The organism is Fictibacillus sp. Mic-4 (assembly GCF_049843615.1).
Classification (GTDB): domain Bacteria; phylum Bacillota; class Bacilli; order Bacillales; family Fictibacillaceae; genus Fictibacillus_A; species Fictibacillus_A gelatini.
Genome location: NZ_JBBHZM010000010.1, coordinates 42,400 through 60,938 on the forward strand (window position 1 = coordinate 42,400; position 18,539 = coordinate 60,938).

The following is an 18,539-nucleotide window of genomic DNA, read 5'->3' on the forward strand; positions in this document are numbered from 1 at the left end:
TCCCGCCTTTTATCATTCAAATGAAATAATGCCTACAGAAATCGTCACATTTCCCGACTTTTTCTTCACGAGAGCGAGCTGTTCGGCGCCAGTGTATAACCGAACAGCAGGTTCGCTCACGCCATAAGCGCCCGTATATTTATAAACGGTATCGGATGGCGCTTCAATTTTCGCCCCATTCAATTGGTCCGGGGAATAATAAACGAACTCCCAGCCATGTTTCCCGACGATTTCGAGCAATCCTTCTTCATCTTTCTTTAAATCAATCGTGCATATCGCTTTAACGCTCTTAATGGAAAATTGCAATTCAAAAAGCGTTTCTTCAACAACTTGTTCAATTTCAGCGGCGGACGTACCGCGGTTGCAGCCGATCCCAAGTCCGATTACTTTCGGGCGATAAAGAACGCCATTATGTAAAATTGATTTTTCTTCCTCCGTCAACAAGCGGTGTGTCACGACCAGGGCTGCCTCCGGGTCATATGGGAGCGCCTCTTGTATTGATGAAAAAACACGGATGTTTTTGGGTAGCGGCGTGTCTATATGCCACCAATCCGTTTCGCCCGATTCCTGGATGACTGCGACCCTTTCTTCATTGACGACGGATGCGCTAACCGGCGTTAATTTTTCAGCTGACTCCCATTGCCAGCCGAACCGGGAACCGAATAAATCGACAGGGATCGTCTTTTGCACATCTGATGCGGTTGTAATAATTGGCCTCGCATTAATCGCCGCAGCAACTTCGCGCGTCAGTTCGTTTGCTCCCCCTAAGTGTCCTGAGAGTACGCTGATCACATGCTCTCCTTTATCATCGATGACAACGACAGCGGGATCTGTTTTTTTATCTTTTAATAAAGGCGCAATCATCCGGACGACGGCACCTAATGAAATAATGACGATGATTCCTTTATATGATTGAAAAAGAGCTGGAAAAAGAAGACGGACGCTGCCGGTAAACATCTGGATGTTCCGCTCCTTTTCATCCCCTTTTTCAAACTTGGCCATATAATACAGATCGGAGTTGGAAAATGTTGCAGCGAGTTTTCTTGCAAGGGTTACTCCGTGTTTTGTAATCGCAACGATAGCATAACTGTTCGTCTTTTGTATGTTGGCTAACCTGTCTTCACATAATTCAATCATGAAGTTGTCACACCTTTTCGATACCCGTGGGTAAATGAAGCATCGTATAGTTTCGAGCGAAATTCTTCCTTTTCATGGATGTTTGGATCAAGCGCCCAACCTGCCAGAATCATCGCATGTTTGCGGATTCCATTCTTTCTCATGTCTTCATCTAAATGTTCCAAGGTCGTCCTGACAACCAATTGATCGGGCCATGTCGCCCTCTGGACGACGGCAACCGGGGTTTCCTTTTTCCAACCGGCATCGACAAGCTCTTTCACAATCTTTTTCGTCAGGGTTGCACTTAAGAAAAGGGCGATCGTGCAATGGTGTTTCGCCAGATCCTTCAGCTTTTCCAGCTCCGGCACGGGCGTCCGCCCTTCTGCTCTTGTCAAAATTACCGTCTGGGTCAATTCCGGGATGGTCAACTCTGCTCCAATTGCGGCTGCAGAAGCAAATACAGAACTAACACCCGGTATGATTTCAACCTCAATACCTTCCTTTTTCAAAAGCGAGATCTGTTCCATAATGGCGCCATATACGGACGGATCGCCTGTATGTACACGGGCAACGCATTTTCCTTGTTTCACCCGTTCGGCCATAATCTCTACCATTTCCTTTAAATGCATTCCCGCCGTCTTCAAAATTTCAGCCCCCGGCTTTGCCCTTTCTATTAAAGTATCATTGACTAAAGAGTCAGTATAAAGAATCACATCCGCCTCCTGCAAAATCTTCAATCCTTTTACCGTAATTAAATCCGGGTCACCGGGTCCTGCACCAATCAAGTAAACTCTCACTATTTTCTCACCACCATTAGCGTTAAATATTCAAGCTCCGTGCCTTCCAATTCTTCCACGTTCCAAATGACCTCTTCTTCCGACGTCACTTTTGTAACGACTTGAGCCTTGTCTATAAGATCTAAATCTTTCAATACCCGGAGCATCAAGTCGATCACTTTCGCCACTTTTAAAAAGATGACGCAATCATTTTCTTCAATCAAGTTTTTCATGGTTTCATAGTCATCTCTTGCAGGAACGATGGCGACTTTTTCATCCCCGTCTGCAAGAGGGAGCGAAAGGCGTGATGCCGCTCCATTAATGGACGAGATGCCCGGGACCGTCTTTATATTGACTTCAGGGTGGCGCTTTTTCATCAGCTTCATCATATGGATGAACGTGCTGTAAAGAAGCGGATCGCCTTCCGTCACAAACGCGACATCCTTCCCCTCTTGCAATTTGTCCCAGACGAGTTGTACCGTCTTTGTCCATTCCCTCTCCAGGGTTGTTTCATCTTTTGTCATCGGAAACACTAATCCGAGCATTTCTTTCTCACCGGGCTTGATATACACATCAACGATTCGATGGGCATAGCTTTTGCTTCCTTTTCTTTTTTTCGGATAAGCGATGACCGGTGAATCCTTGATCACCCGAAATGCTTTGACAGTAATAAGCTCAGGATCGCCCGGCCCAACCCCTAATCCGTATAACGTGCCATATGCTGTCATTCTTCTTCCCCTTCCTTTCTGTAGGCCGTAATAATGTAAACCGGGTTTAACGGAACAAAACGCGTCATTTGCAAAATCGGCTTGCTTCTCGAAACTTGAACGAGGCTAATTTCCGTCTCATATCCCGCCTCATGAAACGTTTCTTTGGCGATGTAAAGATTCTCGATCGTCGCTGCGTTTAAAACGATCCGTCCCCCTTTTTTCAGGCGCGAACAGCACGTATGAATCAACTCTTTTATTTCCCCGCCTGTTCCGCCGATAAATACCGCATCGGGATCGGGGAATTGCTCCAATCCTTCTGGCGCCTTTTGGTTGATGACCGTAAAGTCTGTCCGGAATTTCCTCTGGTTTTTCAGGCAGTTTTCAATGTCGGCTTCATTTTTTTCAATCGCATATACTTCCCCATCCGTTGCGATTTTTGCCGCTTCAATGGCAACGGAGCCCGTGCACGTGCCAATATCCCAAACGACGCTGTCTTTTTTCAAGCGTAAGGCCGAAATGCTCAAAATACGAATTTCCTTTTTCGTGATCAATCCTTTGTCCGGCTTGCGCTGAAAAAACTCTTCGTCATCAATGCCCAACGGCCATACAGGCCCCGGGGATCTTTTCTTTAAAATGACAACATTCAATGGCGAAAATTCACGGTCCGTTAATTCAGAAAGTTCAAACCAGCCGCATTTTTCATCTTCGCCTTCCAAATTTTCCGCAACGAATGCCTTATATTCAGTGACCCCGAATGAAAGCAAGTAGCTTGCGATTTTCCCCGGCGTATTTTCTTTATCCGTTAAAATAGCGATTTTCGGCTTGCCGTCGATCCGCTGTACGAGGCCATTCAAGCTCCTCCCGTGAACGCTGGTGAAATAGGCATCTTGCCAGCTTTCGCCCATTTTTGCAAAGGCAAGCTGGACAGAGCTTAAATAAGGGTAGACTTCGACTTTCACTTTCTTTGATAAGTAGCTGCCTATTCCGTAAAAGAGCGGGTCGCCTGAAGCCAATACAACCGCATCTCTTGATTCATGTTGAAGTCGTTCGACAATGCTTTTCAGTCCCCCTCTAATTGCGACTTTTTCACCATTGTAAGCTGGAAAATAAGATAATTGCCGCTCTCCTCCAAGCAATACTTCGCTTTCCTCAATCCATCTTATAAGCGTTTGAGGAAGACTTTCTTTGCCGTTATTTCCGATGCCGATAATTTTAACCGTTTGCGTCAATTCGAACAGCCCTCCCTAATAATTGTCCTTTCATCGTGTAAATGGCCGTTTCGATTTCCATGCCGCCATTCACCTCGTTTAAACCACTTATGCAGCAGGCCTCACATAGCTTTTCAAAAAACGTCTGGCACCCCGCCTCACGCATTAAGTCGCCTACCTGTGAAGCGGTGTTCGCCTCTTGAATTTCCGCAATAAGCTCCTCCTTTGCACCTGCCGCTTTCGCTGTTTCAGCAAGAAAACCAAAATCGACCGGGGCGCTTTTCGAATGGACCATCATGACCCCTTGCGCAATTTTAGAAAACTTGCCCATCATGCCGACAAGGGATACTTTCTTGATGTTTTGCCGCTTGCATTGTTTAAGAGAAAAGCCGACGAAATCGCCCATTTCAATAAAGGCTTCTTCCGGCAGGTGGGTAAGGAGCTCCATCGCGAATTTTTCGCTCCTTCCCCCCGTTGTAAGGACGACATGATCGCATCCGCTAGCACGTGCGACGCTGATCGCCTGAACGATACTAGCTTTATATGCGGCTGTCGAAAACGGAACAACGATGCCCCGCGTCCCCAATATAGAAATGCCGCCAATGATTCCAAGCCTCGCATTTAACGTTTTCTTGGCGATTTCCTCTCCGTCCGGAACGGAAATGACGATTTTAATCCCTTTTTCCACGTCAAATTCATTAAGTACGTTCTCTGCAGTCGTGATAATCATTTTCCGCGGAACGGGATTGATGGCCGCCTCGCCGACAGCGACGGGTAAGCCTGGTTTTGTCACTCTTCCGACACCTTCGCCTCCATCAAGAATGATGCCCCGCTCGCCGCTCCATGTCACGGTAGCAACAATTCGCGCCTGATGAGTGGCATCAGGGTCATCTCCGGCGTCTTTAATTGTTTCAGCGACGGACATGTCCCCATTCACTTCACATTTTTCGATTTTAAAGGTCGCTTCCTTGCCAATCGGCAAACGAATGGTCGCTTCCTTCTGAGGTTCATGAGTGATCAAACCTATCAATGCGGCTTTTGCTACAGCTGTTGCGCAAGCCCCCGTCGTATAGCCGTGCCGCATGTTAGATGGATCTTTTTCTTGCTTTTTATTCATCTTTACACCTGTTCTGCGATGAGAGAAAGTGCATTTAGTGCAGCAACTGTAATTGTACTTCCGCCTTTCCGACCGACGTTCGTGATAAACGGCACATCCAATTTAGCCAGCTCTTCTTTCGACTCGGCCGCAGAGACAAATCCGACCGGGAGACCGATGATGAGGTCTGGTTTCGCGATGCCTTCTTTAACTAACCGAATAAGCTCAAGTAAGGCCGTCGGCGCATTTCCGATCGCATATATGCCGCCTTCATTTTCTTTTATCGCTTTTCTCATCGAGATGATCGCCCTTGTTGTATCCAATTGTTTTGCCTCTTCCATTACATCAGGATCGGATATGTACACATTGATCGATCCGCCATGTTTTTCAATCCGTTGTTTGGTGATTCCGACTTGCACCATTTGCACGTCACAAATGACATTTCTCCCTTTCTTAATGGCGCTTACTCCCGCTCGGATGCTATCGGGGTGAAACAAGATGCTTCTTCCAAGTTCAAAGTCGGCAGAAGCATGGATAATGCGCTGGACCACCGGATACTGCTCCTCCGTAAAAGGATGGTCGCCAAGTTCTTCAGTGATCATTTCAAAGCTTTTCCCTTCAATTAATTGAGGCTGCACCGTAATCGGCTTAAATTCTGTTTTAAAATCCATCGTTATTTCGCTCCTTATCCCATGTTTACGAGACTTTTCAAGTGATCAATCACGCTTTGAAAATCGGAATAAACGGTTCCATAGTTGATTTTTGGACGCTTGATCATAATCGTTTCAATCCCCGCTTCAAGTGCTGCTTCCAGCTTTTCATCGACCGCTCCTCGTTTTCCGCTTTCTTTAGTAATCATAAGCGTCACGTTATAGTGGTCGAATAGCGCTCTATTCAGTTCCTTTGAAAATGGCCCTTGCATCGCCACGATGTTTTTTTGTTCAATTCCGAGCGCCTCGCATTTTTCCATATTGTCTTTGCGTGGAAGCATGCGGGCAATGAGCCTTGTGCCCTCCACTTCTCTCAACCGATTGGCAAAAATGTGAAGGGTTTTGCTCCCGGTCGTAAGCATAATGACGCCTTTTTTCGTTGCTGCAAGGTCTGCCGCTTCCTCATACGAGCTTGCGAACGTTATCTTCTCATGGCGGAAGTTTTGCGTTTCCCGCTCATAACGGATGTATGGGACGTTCGCACATTTCGCGCCGTTTACGGCATTTTTTGACGCCTCTTCGGCAAACGGATGGCTCGCATCGACGACCGCCTGCGCTTTCCTCTCCTGAATGAGGGCTGCCATTTCGGAATCTGTCAATCTGCCGACACGCACGTCCAATCCAACATCGCTCAAACTTTTTCCTGCATTTTCCGTTACAACGGTCGTTAAAACGTTAAACCCGTTTTCTTTTATTTTTAATGCGAGTTCTCTTGCGTCACTCGTCCCTGCCAGCACTAAAATCATTTCGTTTCACCTACTTTCGTGAACATGATGATGCCCATGATGGTGATGATGTCCATGATCATGGCCGTGATCGTGATGATGGTGGTGATCAATATGCTCCATCGCGTTAATACGGTACTGGCATGTATCGCAGTTCATTTTCACTTCGCCCTCTAGCGCTTCTTCCACTCGATCTTTGATGATCTTCTGTAGCTTTGGGTGGAAGCCGAAATAATCAGCCAAAAGAAATTCGTTGTTCGGGTATTCGTTCTTGAACCCCTCGAGCATCTCGGCCATCCGGTTCATCAATATGCCTGTAAATAAAAAGTACGGCAGCAAAATCACTTTTTTCGCCCCGAGCTTCAGGCAGCGCTCAACCCCTTCATTGACTAGCGGTGAAGTCACGCCCATAAAAGCCGGCTCGACCCACTTAACGTTCCACCTCTCCCATAGCAATCTAGAAATCTTGTAAAGATCGCTGTTGGCATCAGGATCGCTTCCTCCCCTGCCGATGAGAAGGACTGCGGTTTCTTCATCTGGTTCCTTTGCATCAAAACCGATTGTCTTAAGACGGCTGTACAAAATGTCCGCTGTTTCTTCGTGAATGCCGATCGGGCGGCCATAAGTGAATCCGATGAATGGATACTTGTCCCTGGCCTCATCAATCGTGGCTGGAATATGTATTTTTGAATGTCCCGCCTGGAGCAAAATTATCGGTATGACATATACATGGCTTGCCCCTTTTTTTGCGCATTGGTCGATTCCTTCCATGATCGATGGCGAGCCAAATTCGAGAAAACATGTTTCAATAATGAGATCTTTGCCCAGTTTTGGCGTAAGCAATTTGATAAACGTTCTTACTTCTTCATTTCCTTCTTCCAACTGGCTCCCATGCCCTACAAACAATATAGCCTTCATTTAGCCATCCTCCTAAAAAGCCTACTCTCCGCATGGAGCCGGCTCAAGTTTGATTTTTGGTGCGATCTCTTGATGCTTGAATCCTTTAATTTCTTTTACTCGTTTGAAAAACTTGTAAAATCTTTCATTCGGATGTCCTTTTTCTTGATAGAATTCGATAATGTCAGCCACTAAATCTACTAATTGATCAGGCTCAATTCCTTCTGCGACAGGCTGGGCCGGATGAGCCGTCCTGCCTGCAGGTTTGGCGCCTAAAAACAAATCAAACTTTCCTTTCCGATAGACGATCCCGATATCTTCCATAACCGCTTTATAGCATGCCATGCCGCACCCGTTAAAACCGATGTTCATTTCTTTCGGAAGCGCCATTCCTCCAAGCCGTTCTTGAAGCTCCTCGGCATATGGAATCGATTCCGCCTTTTCCCCATCGCAAAAATCGCAAGCCTTCACCGTAAGCACATCGCCGATCGGCATTAGAAGAAAGCCGGCAGAATGCAACTTCTCTGTTACCATATCTGGATCTGTTGTCGGAATGCGCAAGACGATCTGGTGATTTGGCGTATATTCCATGCTTCCGTTTGATCCAACAACTTCCGCAAGAGTGATCATTTGCTCCGGTGTAAACCGCTTATTCGCGACCCCCGGGCTCACCGCCAATTCAAAAATGGACTCGATTGGCTGCCCGGCCGTTATGAAGGATTTTTCAGCGCTTCGTTCTTCTTTATCAACCATGCCTAACGCTTCAAGAGCCAATTCCAAAGAGTCATTTGCATCCGTTTTTGATTTCGGGGGCAAAAGGGCAGCCATCGTGCTTTCTTTTCGTTCATTGCCTGTTTGCGACTCGCCAGTTTCGTCTTCCTGTGATAGTGCCCATGGCTCTGCTTCCCTAGATAAACGCTGGTGCGGCTTCAGCCGTTGCTTCTCGCTATTTAGCGTATATTTTCTTTGATAACCCCTTGGCGTGATCATTTTTCCATCGTAAAGAAACGTCGAAGAATTGCCGATAATGACCGTCGTCAACATGCCGATGTCATGATCAAGCATTTCTTCCAGGTTCGTGATAACGACTTGCTGCCGCTCGCGATAGGCGCTTTTCACAAGCCCTACCGGCGTCTTTGGATCACGGTATTTTAATAAAATTTTTTGCGTTTCAACAATTTGCCGCGTTCTGCGCCCGCTTTTCGGATTGTATAAAGCGATGACAAAATCGGCCTGGGCTGCTGCCTCGACCCGTTTTTCGATCAGACTCCACGGGGTTAAATGGTCACTTAAGCTAATCGTGCAGGCGTCATGCATAACGGGAGCCCCGAGCAATGAAGCGCATGAGTTGATGGCCGATATTCCCGGAATGATTTCAACCGCTACACCCGTCTCCTCTTTCCACCCTTTTTCGATCAACACTTCAAAAACGAGTCCGGCCATGCCGTATACGCCTGCATCCCCGCTTGAAATGACGGCTACTTTCTTCCCTCTTTCGGCCTGTTTGACCGCTTCCTGGGCTCTTGATACTTCTTCCGTCATTCCAGTGCTTACAATTTCTTGATCGTCAATCAGCCCTTGAATTAATTCCACGTACGTTTTGTAACCGATAATCATATCGCTTTCTTGTAGCGCCTCTTTTGCCCGTGCTGTAATATGTTCAAAATGGCCGGGACCGAATCCGACGATGAACAGTTTTCCTTTTTGTTCCATTTGCATCCCTCCTTTGTTGTTCACCATCTTTTTTACGTTTTTGAAATGCCAGCGAACGTTACGTTGTTGTCGACTGGCGCCATTGCCCCGCGTCTAAATTCGTAAGTTGTAAATGGCTGCAAACACTTAAGTTCATCTTCCGCCAGCTTTCGGACCATTTCTCTCCCTCTCTCCGGTGTCATACCGTTTAACCATGCGCCTTGCGGGTAAACGATAACGACGCACGCATCTTTGCATCTCCCATTGCAACGCGTTCTTGTCGTATGGATTTTCGAGTCGATGCCAAGCGATGCGATCTCATCGCGCACCGCTTGTGTCACCTCTTCTCCCCCTTTCCTCATACAGCTCGATCCATTACAAATCAAAACATGATGCTCAGTTCCTGTTAAATTCCAGGTCGTCATAGGGCCACCTCTTTACTATTTTTCACCTTCAACTGCAGCTAGTCTTTTAAAAATAAAAAGCACCTCAAGCTTTTGGAAGCTGGAGGTGCTAACATGCATAGCAGAAAAAATGACTAAACTAGTAGTCTACCGCCATTTTACTCCTCCCTCCGAAAAGCAAATGAAACAACATTTAAAAGCAGGTCTCCTGGCTTTGCGCATCATCTTACTTTTGTCCCTTCCCGGCGATTAGAGCCAGTGGCATCGACAATTTCATCAGCGCTTACAGTAGCGGGGGCTGCATCGGATTCTCACCGATTTCCCTATTATCCCTGGAAGTTCATCCCGGGCACTCTTAAATGCAATTATTCGGTTTTCACTGTATTGATAGAATCGAACAGTTTCTATGATATAACATTCTAATAAATTTTAAAATAGAAAAACTTTATTTTAGTGAAAATGCTCGTTTAGCTGGATTTATAAATCTGAATTTTATACTAAATTGAAGCAAAAATCTTATATTTTGTCATAAATGTATGTTACTATCCTTTTATTGAGCTTTTATATTACACACAAATGAGGATTGAAAGCAATGAATCAAACATCTTCTGTTCGGCAAAAACTAAGGCAATTGCTAATTATTTTACTTCCAATTCTAGTCACGCAATTAGCGTTGTATGCGATGAGTTTCTTTGATACAACGATGGCCGGGCATGTCAGTCCGGATGATTTGGCGGGTGTGGCGATCGGCGTCAGTATATGGACTCCTGTCAACACCGGATTAAGCGGCATATTGCTTGCTTTAACACCGATCATTTCGCAGCTTGCCGGCGCAAAAGAGAAAGACAAAGTGCCGTTTAAAGTTATCCAGGGCATATTGCTCGCTGTCTTTCTTTCCATCGTTATTATTGTTTGTGGCATTTTTTTATTGGACCCGATCCTTGATCATATGGATTTGGAAAGTCACGTGCGCGATGTCGCCCGCCGTTTTTTAATCGCCATTTTCATCGGCATAATACCGCTTTTTGTGTACAATGTTTTGCGCTGCTTCATTGATGCATTAGGGCAAACCCGCGTATCGATGATGATTACACTTTGTGCCCTGCCAATCAATGTCGGACTAAATTATTTGTTGATTTTCGGTAAATTCGGCTTTCCCCGCCTCGGAGGGGTCGGTGCCGGTTACGCATCTGCGATCACATATTGGTGTATCGTTTTCATTGCGGTCTTTGTGATTCACCGCATGAAGCCATTTGCGGATTATCACATATTCAAACGGTTGTATGGCGTTTCTTTTGCTGCATGGAAAGAGCAATTAAAAATCGGTGTTCCGATCGGATTTTCGATTTTTTTCGAAACGAGCATATTTGCAGCCGTTACATTGCTTATGAGCGAGTTCGATACAGCCACGATTGCGGCACACCAATCAGCGCTTAACTTTGCCTCGTTCTTGTACATGGTTCCGCTTAGTATCGCCATGGCCCTCACCATTGCGGTCGGCTTTGAGGTCGGGGCAAAGCGATTGAAAGACGCAAAAACGTACAGTTATTTAGGAATCTCGATAGCGGTCATAATGGGGATGCTGTGTGCAATTGGTTTATTCATCTTCAACGAGCAAGTGGCGTCCATCTATACGAATGACAGCCACGTTCTTCAATTGACCAAACACTTTTTAATTTATGCGATTTTCTTCCAACTCTCAGATGCGGTTGCCGCCCCGATCCAGGGAGCGCTGAGAGGCTATAAAGATGTGAACATTACATTTATTTTAGCTTTCGTTTCTTATTGGATCATCGGCCTTCCAAGCGGTATTGTCCTTGCTAAATTCACTTCATTTGGCGCATTCGGCTATTGGATCGGCTTAATTTCCGGTCTCGCCTTTGGTGCGGTCTGCCTTTCCGTCCGCCTTGCCCGCGTACAAAGGAAGGACATCGAGCTTCAGCAAGTTATTTAACGAACCCCCCTCCTTTGAATGGAGGGGGGGCGTCTTTTGCATATTATTCCCACTTTCATTTCATACTGTAAACAACATCATCTTCCTATTAGTGCTCCCCATCCCCGGCAAAATATTGCCGGGTGTTTTCTTTTCAATGAACCTTTCCGCAAGTACCTGCATATTTCATAAAAGGAGAGAATCGTTCGGGAAATCGCAGTGAAAGGGCGACGTGTATGAATCGGTTAAATAAGGTAAAAAAAGAAATAGAGCGCCGATGTACGGAGCTTCTTCGCTTACAATCTGAAGACGGGTCATGGAGATTTTGTTTTGAAAATGTCATATTAACAGATGCGTACATGATTATTGTAATGCGCATGTTTGAATGGAAAGATGAAACCTTAATGAAACGACTTGTATCTCGCATTTTATCCAAACAAGAACGCGATGGGACGTGGAAAGCGTATCCGGATGAAAAAACAGGCAATTTATCTGCAACACTTGAAGCTTATACAGCCCTTCTTTACTCCGGTTATGTACAACCTCATTCCCCCATGTTAAAGAAAGCGGAGAGATTTATTAGAGAAAATGGCGGCATAAAAAAATCGGGTCTCTTGACTCGTGTTTTCTTTTGCTTCAACGGCCTTTATCCATGGCCGGACGTTCCAATCAATCCGACTATTCTTTTCAGCTTGCCCAAAGGCAGCCCGCTGAATTTCTATGATTTCACCAGTTATGCCCGGGCTCACTTTGCACCGGTCATGCTCGGGATTCATCGCAAATTTACAATGATTAACCGGTGGACGCCAGACCTGTCTCATTTAAACGTTAATCACAAACCAAGTACATTATGGGAAGATTTACAAGATCATTATCCTGGCCCTAAATGGCAAATGAAAGCCAACCGGCCATTAACATCTACTGATCGTCTTGCGGAAGATTATATATTGGATCGCATTGAAAGCGATGGGACGCTGTTAAGTTATGCCACTTCCACCTTCCTCATGGTTTACGGACTTGCCGCCATCGGATATGAAAAAGATTCACCAACCATCGTTCGTGCCATTGAAGGATTGATTTCATTACAATGCAAGATAAATGGCCATATTCATATTCAAAATTCCCCGTCAACGATCTGGGACACCTCTCTCGTCAATTATGCGTTGCTCTCAAGCGGCATATCACCTTCTCACCCGCAAATGAAAAAGACGTTGCTCTATTTATTAAAAAAACAACAGACAAAACCGGGCGATTGGATCATTCATAACCGCCATGCGCTTCCAGGTGGATGGGGATTTTCCGAAAGTAATTCGATGCATCCGGATATTGATGATACGCAGGCGGCACTTAGGACGTTAAAAAGATATTCACCCTATAGCAGCAAAGTGAAACGTTCCTATAAAAAAGGGTTGCATTGGTTATTATCGATGCAAAATCGGGATGGAGGATGGGCGGCGTTCGAAAAAAATACAGACAAAAAATGGCTCTCCCGCCTCCCGATCGAAAATGCTGAAGATACGCTTACCGATCCGTCCATGCCTGATTTAACCGGGAGAACGCTGGAGTTTTTAGGGAATTATGAAGATATGAAGCTCGATCACCCGATTATAAAATCGGCTGTTCAATGGTTAAAGAAAATGCAAAAAAAAGACGGCTCCTGGTATGGCCGTTGGGGAATTTGCTTTATTTACGGAACATGGGGGGCCATTACCGGCCTCAGAGCAGCGGGCACACCCATTCAGGATCCATCCATCCAAAAAGGGATCAAATGGCTGACAGCTATCCAAAGACTTGATGGCGGATGGGGGGAATCATGCGAAAGTGACATCTATAAAAAATACATTCCCTTATCGTATAGCACCGTCGTGCAAACCGCATGGGCGCTTGATGCTTTAATTTCCGTCCATCCATACCCGACAGAAGCGATCGAAAGCGGAATTGATTTCCTGTTAAATAAAGAGAACTATACGTATGAAAAAACCCATTATCCAACAGGCGAAGGCCTTCCAGGCATATTTTATATGATCTATCATAGTTACAGTTACATTTTTCCATTGCTCACGTTAAGCCATTATTATCGGAAATATAAAAATGTTGATTAAAGTTGAATCACGATATTTGTCTTTTTCGCTTTTTTCATTTATATTAAAAATGGAATAAAAAATTGAATCGGGATGTGGCGTAGCTTGGTAGCGCGCATGCATGGGGTGCATGAGGTCGCAGGTTCAAATCCTGTCATCCCGACCATTTTTAAGGCGGCTTAATCAGCTGCTTTTTTTACTTTTTATGGGTTTGGATATACTGAAAAATGAATACTTTATAGTTTATTTTCAAAACTTGTTTATCTTTTTTCTCATTAACGGTATAATACCATTGGTTTGCAAAAACTGACGGCTTTCGCAAACATGGTTTGCCGGAAGTCAAATTTTTCTAATCTTTTTCTTGATAATTGGAGGGTTTTGTACATGATTTTTTCTTCAAAAAAAGATTTATTTTTGGACTTACTGTCGAATATTGCCGATAATGTCCAGGAATCCGCGCAGTATTTTGTCGATTGTAAAATAAGCTGCGAATCCGATTTAACCGAATTTGCGAAGAAAATGAAGGAATATGAATCAAAAGGAGACAAGTACATCCACGAATTAATAGTAAATCTAAATAAAACGTTTATTACCCCACTTGAAAGAGAAGATATATTGGAACTGGCAAATAAAATGGATGACATTTTGGATGGAATGGAATCATGTGCTTCCCGTTTTGAAATGTATTCCATTACGAAACCTGATGACTATATGGTGAAATTTGCAAACTATATACTAGAAGCTTCGGTCGAAGTCGCTCAATCAACGAAATTGTTAAACAAAAAGAAATTGATGGACATTCGCCCGCATGCGATTAAAATCAATTATTTAGAATCTGTCTGTGACGAATTATTGCGCGAATGCATTAAGAGCTTGTTCACGAACGAAAAAGATCCGATTAAAATCATGCAATTTAAGGAAATTTACGAAACGTTAGAAGCAATATCCGATAGCACGGAAGACGTTGCTGACACTCTCGAAACCATCATCATGCGCAATGCCTAAAGGAGTATTCAGCTATGGATATGACGCTTTTCATTATCGTATTGATCGTTATTTTCGCCTTTGCATTTGATTTCATCAACGGGTTTCATGATACGGCTAATGCAATAGCCACGTCTGTTTCCACTAAAGCACTTTCGCCGAAAGTTGCTATCGTATTAGCTGCCAGCATGAACTTTATTGGTGCCCTGACGTTTACGGGGGTTGCCAAGACCGTCAGCAAAGACATCGTTGACCCTTTCACGATTCATAACGGGCTCGTTGTCGTGCTTTCCGCGCTTATTGCGGCGATCGCCTGGAACTTGATTACATGGTATTATGGGATCCCAAGCAGTTCTTCCCATGCGATTATCGGCGCGATTGCCGGGGCAGCCATTTCAGCCGCCGGTTTTCACGCCATTCAATACAGCGGATTTATTAAAATTATAGAGGCGTTAATTCTTTCACCTTTTATCGCCCTGGCCGTCGGCTTTATTATGATGACCATCTTTGCATTGATTTTTAAAAACGCAAATCTTTCAAAGACGAATCGAGGATTTCGCACGTTCCAAATTTTCACTGCTGCTTTACAATCATTCTCTCATGGGACGAATGATGCGCAAAAAGCGATGGGGATCATTACGCTGGCCCTTATTTCTGGCAAATTCTTAGAAGCCGGCAGTGATGTACCTGACTGGGTTCGTTTAGGTGCCGCAACCGCAATGGGGATCGGAACATCAATCGGTGGATGGAAAATCATTAAAACCGTTGGCGGAAAAATAACAAAATTGCAGCCAGTAAATGGAGCAGCAGCTGACCTTTCGTCTGCCCTTATCATTTTCACGTTCACTGCTTTGCACTTGCCCGTCAGTACGACACATGTTATTTCTACTGCGATTATGGGCGTAGGCTCGGCGAAGCGGGTTAAAGGGGTTAAATGGGGAGTAGCTAGAAAAATTGTTATGACCTGGATTATCACCCTTCCTATTTCTGCATTAATCGCCGCAGGAATCTATCAGGTACTTAATTTATTTTTATAGAAGTAACCCTTGAAGAAATCTTCAAGGGTTTTTTAATTATCTTGTCTATACGCTTCAAGTGGTTAATGCATATAAATAACTATGCAGAAAATCGAGGTGAACACGCTCTATGCATTCAAATCATGTTCAATCGTCTGATCTTTTTTTTCCGTTTGGCGGTTATGATCCTTTTCAGAAAAATGGAATGAATGGCTTAGGTCAAATGAATCCTTCCTACCCAAACATGAATCAAACACAAATGCCTTATTTCAATCCATATGCGAACGCCAGCCAGGGACATCCTCAATATCCGAATCAATTCCCACTCGGAGCACCCCCCTATTATCCGATGGGAGGCGGGCAAAACCCGGGTCCATTCAAACAACTCTTTTATACGCCAAACGGGCAATTTGATTTCGGAAAAACATTCAATAATTTGAATACTGCGATTGGAGTGGCCAAGCAAATCGGCTCCATCGCTTCCCTTTTTAAAATCTTTTAAAAGAGAACCTCTTTTATTTTATGAGGTTCTCTTTTATTTCTACTTCATGTGACAAAGTGCGCCGATTTTTTCTTTCAATTTTTCTTGCAATAGCCTGGTGACTTTACCAATTTTATATTCACTAGCTATGTCCCCCTCAATGGAGACGACAGGTGTAATTTCCATCGTTGTGCTCGTAATGAATACTTCATCAGCTCCGGCTAATTCCTCTATTGTGAACGCTTCTTCACGCACGTTGAGTTTTAGTTCTTTTACGATGTCCAATACAAATTGTCTTGTAATTCCGTTTAAAATATAGTGATTTGCCGGGTGTGTTTGCAAGACATTATTTTTGACAATAAAAAGGTTGGATGAAGATCCCTCCGTACAAATCCCGTCACGGTGCATTAAAGCTTCCGCGCAGCTGTAATCGGCAGCTTTTCGTTTAGCCATCGTATTGCCGAGCAAATTTAAACTTTTGATATCACATCGAAGCCAGCGAATATCTTCCGTTAAAAGGGCGCGAATCCCCTTTACCTGCGCTTCTTTTGGCGGGTTCATTTCTCTTGCGAAACCTGTCACGATCGCCTCTGCATCCCGTTCATATAGATGATTTCTCGGACCTTTTCCCCTTGTCATTTGAATATAAACAATTCCATTTATTATATTATTCTTCTCAATTAATTCGTTTGTTAGTTCGGCAAATTGACCATTCGTAAATGGCTGATTCATTTCAAGCTTACGGGCGCTGTTTTGAAAACGGGTAAAGTGTTCCTGTACAGCAAAAGGACGGCCATTGTATACAAACATCACTTCGTAAATGCCATCTCCGAATAAATACCCTCGATCCTCCATATCGATCGCGGCATTTTCCCGATTGATCACTGCATCATTATATAAAACATATTCTTGCATGTTTCTCCCCCCTGGAAAATGATTCGATGAAAAAAGAAAGGCTTTATTCCTTCCTATTTTCATCGGCAACTTTTTTCGCCGAGACTACTTTATTCTTTTTAAGAACGACTTCATACGTCTCGTTCCCGACCTTCACAATAAAATTATGATCATATTGGTCTTTTAACTCATCTTCAATTTTAAAGTCTTTTTTAAAGTAATCATGAATCCCGCTAATATCAGCTTTTCTTGCATTTTCTCGCGTAATGGTCGAAGAAACAAAATAAACGAGAAATAGAAACGTTCCGATAATGACAATTTTTGCAGTTTTACTCAAGGTTAACCGGCTCCTCTTTTATTATATGGCAACAAAGTTTAAAATTACTGTTTCCACCAATCATCGAAAATGGAGGTCGGCAGCTGGCGTTTATGTTCGGTCATTATGTAGCGCTTCTCTAGTTTTTTTCGCGCATCGTCATTGATTTCTTTTCCTTCTAAATAATCATCAATTTCTTCATATGTTACGCCGAGCGCATGTTCATCAGGCAAAAGCGGTTTTTCGTCTTCCAAATCAGCCGTAGGAATTTTCATATAAATTTTTTCATCTGCGCCAAGTTCCTTTAATAACGCTTTACCCTGCCGTTTAGTAAGTCCAAATAACGGTACAAGATCGCATGCGCCGTCACCATGTTTCGTATAAAATCCGGTAACTGCCTCTGCCGCATGATCCGTCCCGATCACAAGCAACTGATAAGCGCCAGCAATGTCATATTGAACTTTCATTCTCTCTCTTGCTTTTTCATTTCCCTTAAGAAAATCTGACAGCTTCATGCCAGTCGCTTCTTCAAAAGAGTAAACGGACGCATCAACAGCCTTTTTAATATTAACGGTAATCGTACGATCCGGACGGATAAAACGAAGTGCCCGCTTTGCATCTTCTTCATCTTTTTGAACGCCATAAGGCAACCTGACAGCGATAAACTGATAGTCCTCACCCGTTTCTTTACGCAAGCTTTCAACAGCAAGCTGGGCAAGCCTGCCTGCCAGGCTTGAATCCTGTCCGCCGCTTATACCAAGAACAAAGCCTTTCATACCCGTCTTTTTTAAATAATCTTTCATAAACTGAATGCGATTTTTTATTTCATTTTTCGGATCGATTTCGGGTTTCACATGAAGGGCATCAATGATTTTTTGTTGTAAGTCGTTCATTTTGATCATCCTTTCACTTCATTCTTTCATTAAATATGGTAATCTTTTTTTAATTGTTCAAGCTCATGGATACTCCGTTTTGCCCATTCGCTATTCTCTTCACTTAACTTCTTGAGCTCTGTTTCAAGCGCAGCTTTTAATGAAGATGTATAATCGGGAACTTCCCCCGAATATGGTTTTACCGTATGTATCGTCGCCCATGTTTTTTCCGTAAAGGCCAGCGCTTTCCGCTGCTGGAAAAAAGGGACGTCCGCCTGTTTAGGGTGGTGAAGATCACCCTGCATCGGATGTTTTAAAACAGCTAAAATGTTGATTAACGCTTTATTTTCTCTAATCTGTACGATTTCGCCAATATATTTACCCGTCTTATACATCGCTGTTACATACTGCCCGATTTCTAAAGCCATTTTACTTTTATCCTTTCTTTACACACCATTTTAAAACCCTTTCCAGTATACATCATACCACTTTTGACGAATCGTTAAAGGGATGAACGTGAAATTTTTTCTCTTCAATGGATGTGACAAAACTCAAATACCGGGGTACGGTATAAACGATACACCCATGTATATTTATGCACCGCAAAATACGATTAAGTTATCCCCTG

19 protein-coding genes, 1 tRNA gene and 1 riboswitch are annotated in these 18,539 nt (G+C 44.0%); of the genes, 6 read left to right on the top strand and 14 right to left on the bottom strand.

All coding sequences use genetic code 11. The annotated features are described in order from the left end of the window. Positions 1–12 precede the first annotated feature (12 nt). The 10 genes from WD019_RS09015 to WD019_RS09060 are packed head-to-tail and all read right to left on the bottom strand — an operon-like array spanning position 13 to position 9,355. Positions 13–1,137, bottom strand: a complete 1,125-nt coding sequence (locus tag WD019_RS09015; protein ID WP_425711264.1) for a cobalt-precorrin 5A hydrolase — start codon at positions 1,135–1,137, stop codon at positions 13–15. Then, the gene (gene cobM, locus WD019_RS09020) at positions 1,134–1,913 is read right to left on the bottom strand and encodes a precorrin-4 C(11)-methyltransferase (RefSeq protein WP_425711265.1); all 780 of its coding nucleotides are present in this window, start codon (positions 1,911–1,913) and stop codon (positions 1,134–1,136) included. The genes WD019_RS09015 and cobM overlap by 4 nt, the downstream gene beginning before the upstream one ends. Continuing rightward, entirely contained in the window at positions 1,913–2,620 is a 708-nt protein-coding gene (cobI, locus tag WD019_RS09025) for a precorrin-2 C(20)-methyltransferase (protein ID WP_425711266.1), read from the bottom strand. Before cobI ends, cobM begins: the two co-directional genes overlap by 1 nt. Then, positions 2,617–3,831, bottom strand: coding sequence for a bifunctional cobalt-precorrin-7 (C(5))-methyltransferase/cobalt-precorrin-6B (C(15))-methyltransferase (locus tag WD019_RS09030; protein ID WP_026677685.1), 1,215 nt, complete (start codon positions 3,829–3,831; stop codon positions 2,617–2,619). Before WD019_RS09030 ends, cobI begins: the two co-directional genes overlap by 4 nt. Next, positions 3,815–4,927: a cobalt-precorrin-5B (C(1))-methyltransferase gene (locus WD019_RS09035; protein ID WP_425711267.1), complete on the bottom strand. Its 1,113-nt coding sequence runs from the start codon at positions 4,925–4,927 to the stop codon at positions 3,815–3,817. Before WD019_RS09035 ends, WD019_RS09030 begins: the two co-directional genes overlap by 17 nt. Before the next feature lie 2 nt (positions 4,928–4,929). After that, positions 4,930–5,577, bottom strand: coding sequence for a precorrin-8X methylmutase (locus WD019_RS09040; protein WP_026677687.1), 648 nt, complete (start codon positions 5,575–5,577; stop codon positions 4,930–4,932). 14 nt (positions 5,578–5,591) lie between these two features. Next, the gene (gene cobK, locus WD019_RS09045; RefSeq protein WP_425711268.1) at positions 5,592–6,362 is read right to left on the bottom strand and encodes a precorrin-6A reductase; all 771 of its coding nucleotides are present in this window, start codon (positions 6,360–6,362) and stop codon (positions 5,592–5,594) included. Between the two features lie 6 nt (positions 6,363–6,368). Further along, a complete protein-coding gene (locus tag WD019_RS09050; RefSeq protein ID WP_425711269.1) occupies positions 6,369–7,259 on the bottom strand; it encodes a sirohydrochlorin chelatase in 891 nt (296 codons plus the stop codon). Between the two features lie 21 nt (positions 7,260–7,280). Beyond that, positions 7,281–8,951, bottom strand: coding sequence for a precorrin-3B C(17)-methyltransferase (gene cobJ, locus WD019_RS09055; protein ID WP_425711270.1), 1,671 nt, complete (start codon positions 8,949–8,951; stop codon positions 7,281–7,283). A 32-nt stretch (positions 8,952–8,983) separates the two neighbouring features. After that, entirely contained in the window at positions 8,984–9,355 is a 372-nt protein-coding gene (locus WD019_RS09060) for a (2Fe-2S) ferredoxin domain-containing protein (protein ID WP_026677691.1), read from the bottom strand. A gap of 160 nt (positions 9,356–9,515) precedes the next feature. Further along, positions 9,516–9,706: riboswitch (cobalamin riboswitch) on the bottom strand. A gap of 220 nt (positions 9,707–9,926) precedes the next feature. On the opposite strand from WD019_RS09060, the gene WD019_RS09065 reads away from it, so the two are divergent. The 6 genes from WD019_RS09065 to WD019_RS09090 all read left to right on the top strand — a co-directional run bounded on the left by WD019_RS09065 (position 9,927) and on the right by WD019_RS09090 (position 15,850). Continuing rightward, positions 9,927–11,288, top strand: coding sequence for an MATE family efflux transporter (locus WD019_RS09065; protein WP_425711271.1), 1,362 nt, complete (start codon positions 9,927–9,929; stop codon positions 11,286–11,288). A gap of 215 nt (positions 11,289–11,503) precedes the next feature. Next, on the top strand, positions 11,504–13,369 hold the full coding sequence (locus WD019_RS09070) for a prenyltransferase/squalene oxidase repeat-containing protein (protein WP_425711272.1): 1,866 nt from the start codon (positions 11,504–11,506) through the stop codon (positions 13,367–13,369). 68 nt (positions 13,370–13,437) lie between these two features. Continuing rightward, a tRNA-Pro gene (locus WD019_RS09075) sits at positions 13,438–13,514 on the top strand. A 218-nt stretch (positions 13,515–13,732) separates the two neighbouring features. Next, positions 13,733–14,353: a DUF47 domain-containing protein gene (locus WD019_RS09080; RefSeq protein WP_026677694.1), complete on the top strand. Its 621-nt coding sequence runs from the start codon at positions 13,733–13,735 to the stop codon at positions 14,351–14,353. Between the two features lie 14 nt (positions 14,354–14,367). Beyond that, positions 14,368–15,369, top strand: coding sequence for an inorganic phosphate transporter (locus tag WD019_RS09085; protein ID WP_026677695.1), 1,002 nt, complete (start codon positions 14,368–14,370; stop codon positions 15,367–15,369). A gap of 109 nt (positions 15,370–15,478) precedes the next feature. Continuing rightward, on the top strand, positions 15,479–15,850 hold the full coding sequence (locus tag WD019_RS09090; RefSeq protein WP_425711273.1) for a hypothetical protein: 372 nt from the start codon (positions 15,479–15,481) through the stop codon (positions 15,848–15,850). 39 nt (positions 15,851–15,889) lie between these two features. Here WD019_RS09090 and dat read toward each other — a convergent pair whose 3' ends face one another. Genes dat through WD019_RS09110 form a run of 4 tightly spaced genes read right to left on the bottom strand, consistent with a single transcriptional unit; the run spans position 15,890 to position 18,339 of the window. Further along, positions 15,890–16,744, bottom strand: coding sequence for a D-amino-acid transaminase (gene dat, locus WD019_RS09095; protein ID WP_425711274.1), 855 nt, complete (start codon positions 16,742–16,744; stop codon positions 15,890–15,892). Positions 16,745–16,787: 43 nt separating this feature from the next. Then, entirely contained in the window at positions 16,788–17,060 is a 273-nt protein-coding gene (locus WD019_RS09100) for a hypothetical protein (RefSeq protein WP_425711275.1), read from the bottom strand. Positions 17,061–17,104: 44 nt separating this feature from the next. Beyond that, positions 17,105–17,932, bottom strand: coding sequence for an ammonia-dependent NAD(+) synthetase (gene nadE / locus WD019_RS09105; RefSeq protein ID WP_026677699.1), 828 nt, complete (start codon positions 17,930–17,932; stop codon positions 17,105–17,107). A gap of 29 nt (positions 17,933–17,961) precedes the next feature. After that, a complete protein-coding gene (locus tag WD019_RS09110) occupies positions 17,962–18,339 on the bottom strand; it encodes a kinase-associated lipoprotein B (RefSeq protein ID WP_425711276.1) in 378 nt (125 codons plus the stop codon). Positions 18,340–18,539 lie beyond the last annotated feature (200 nt).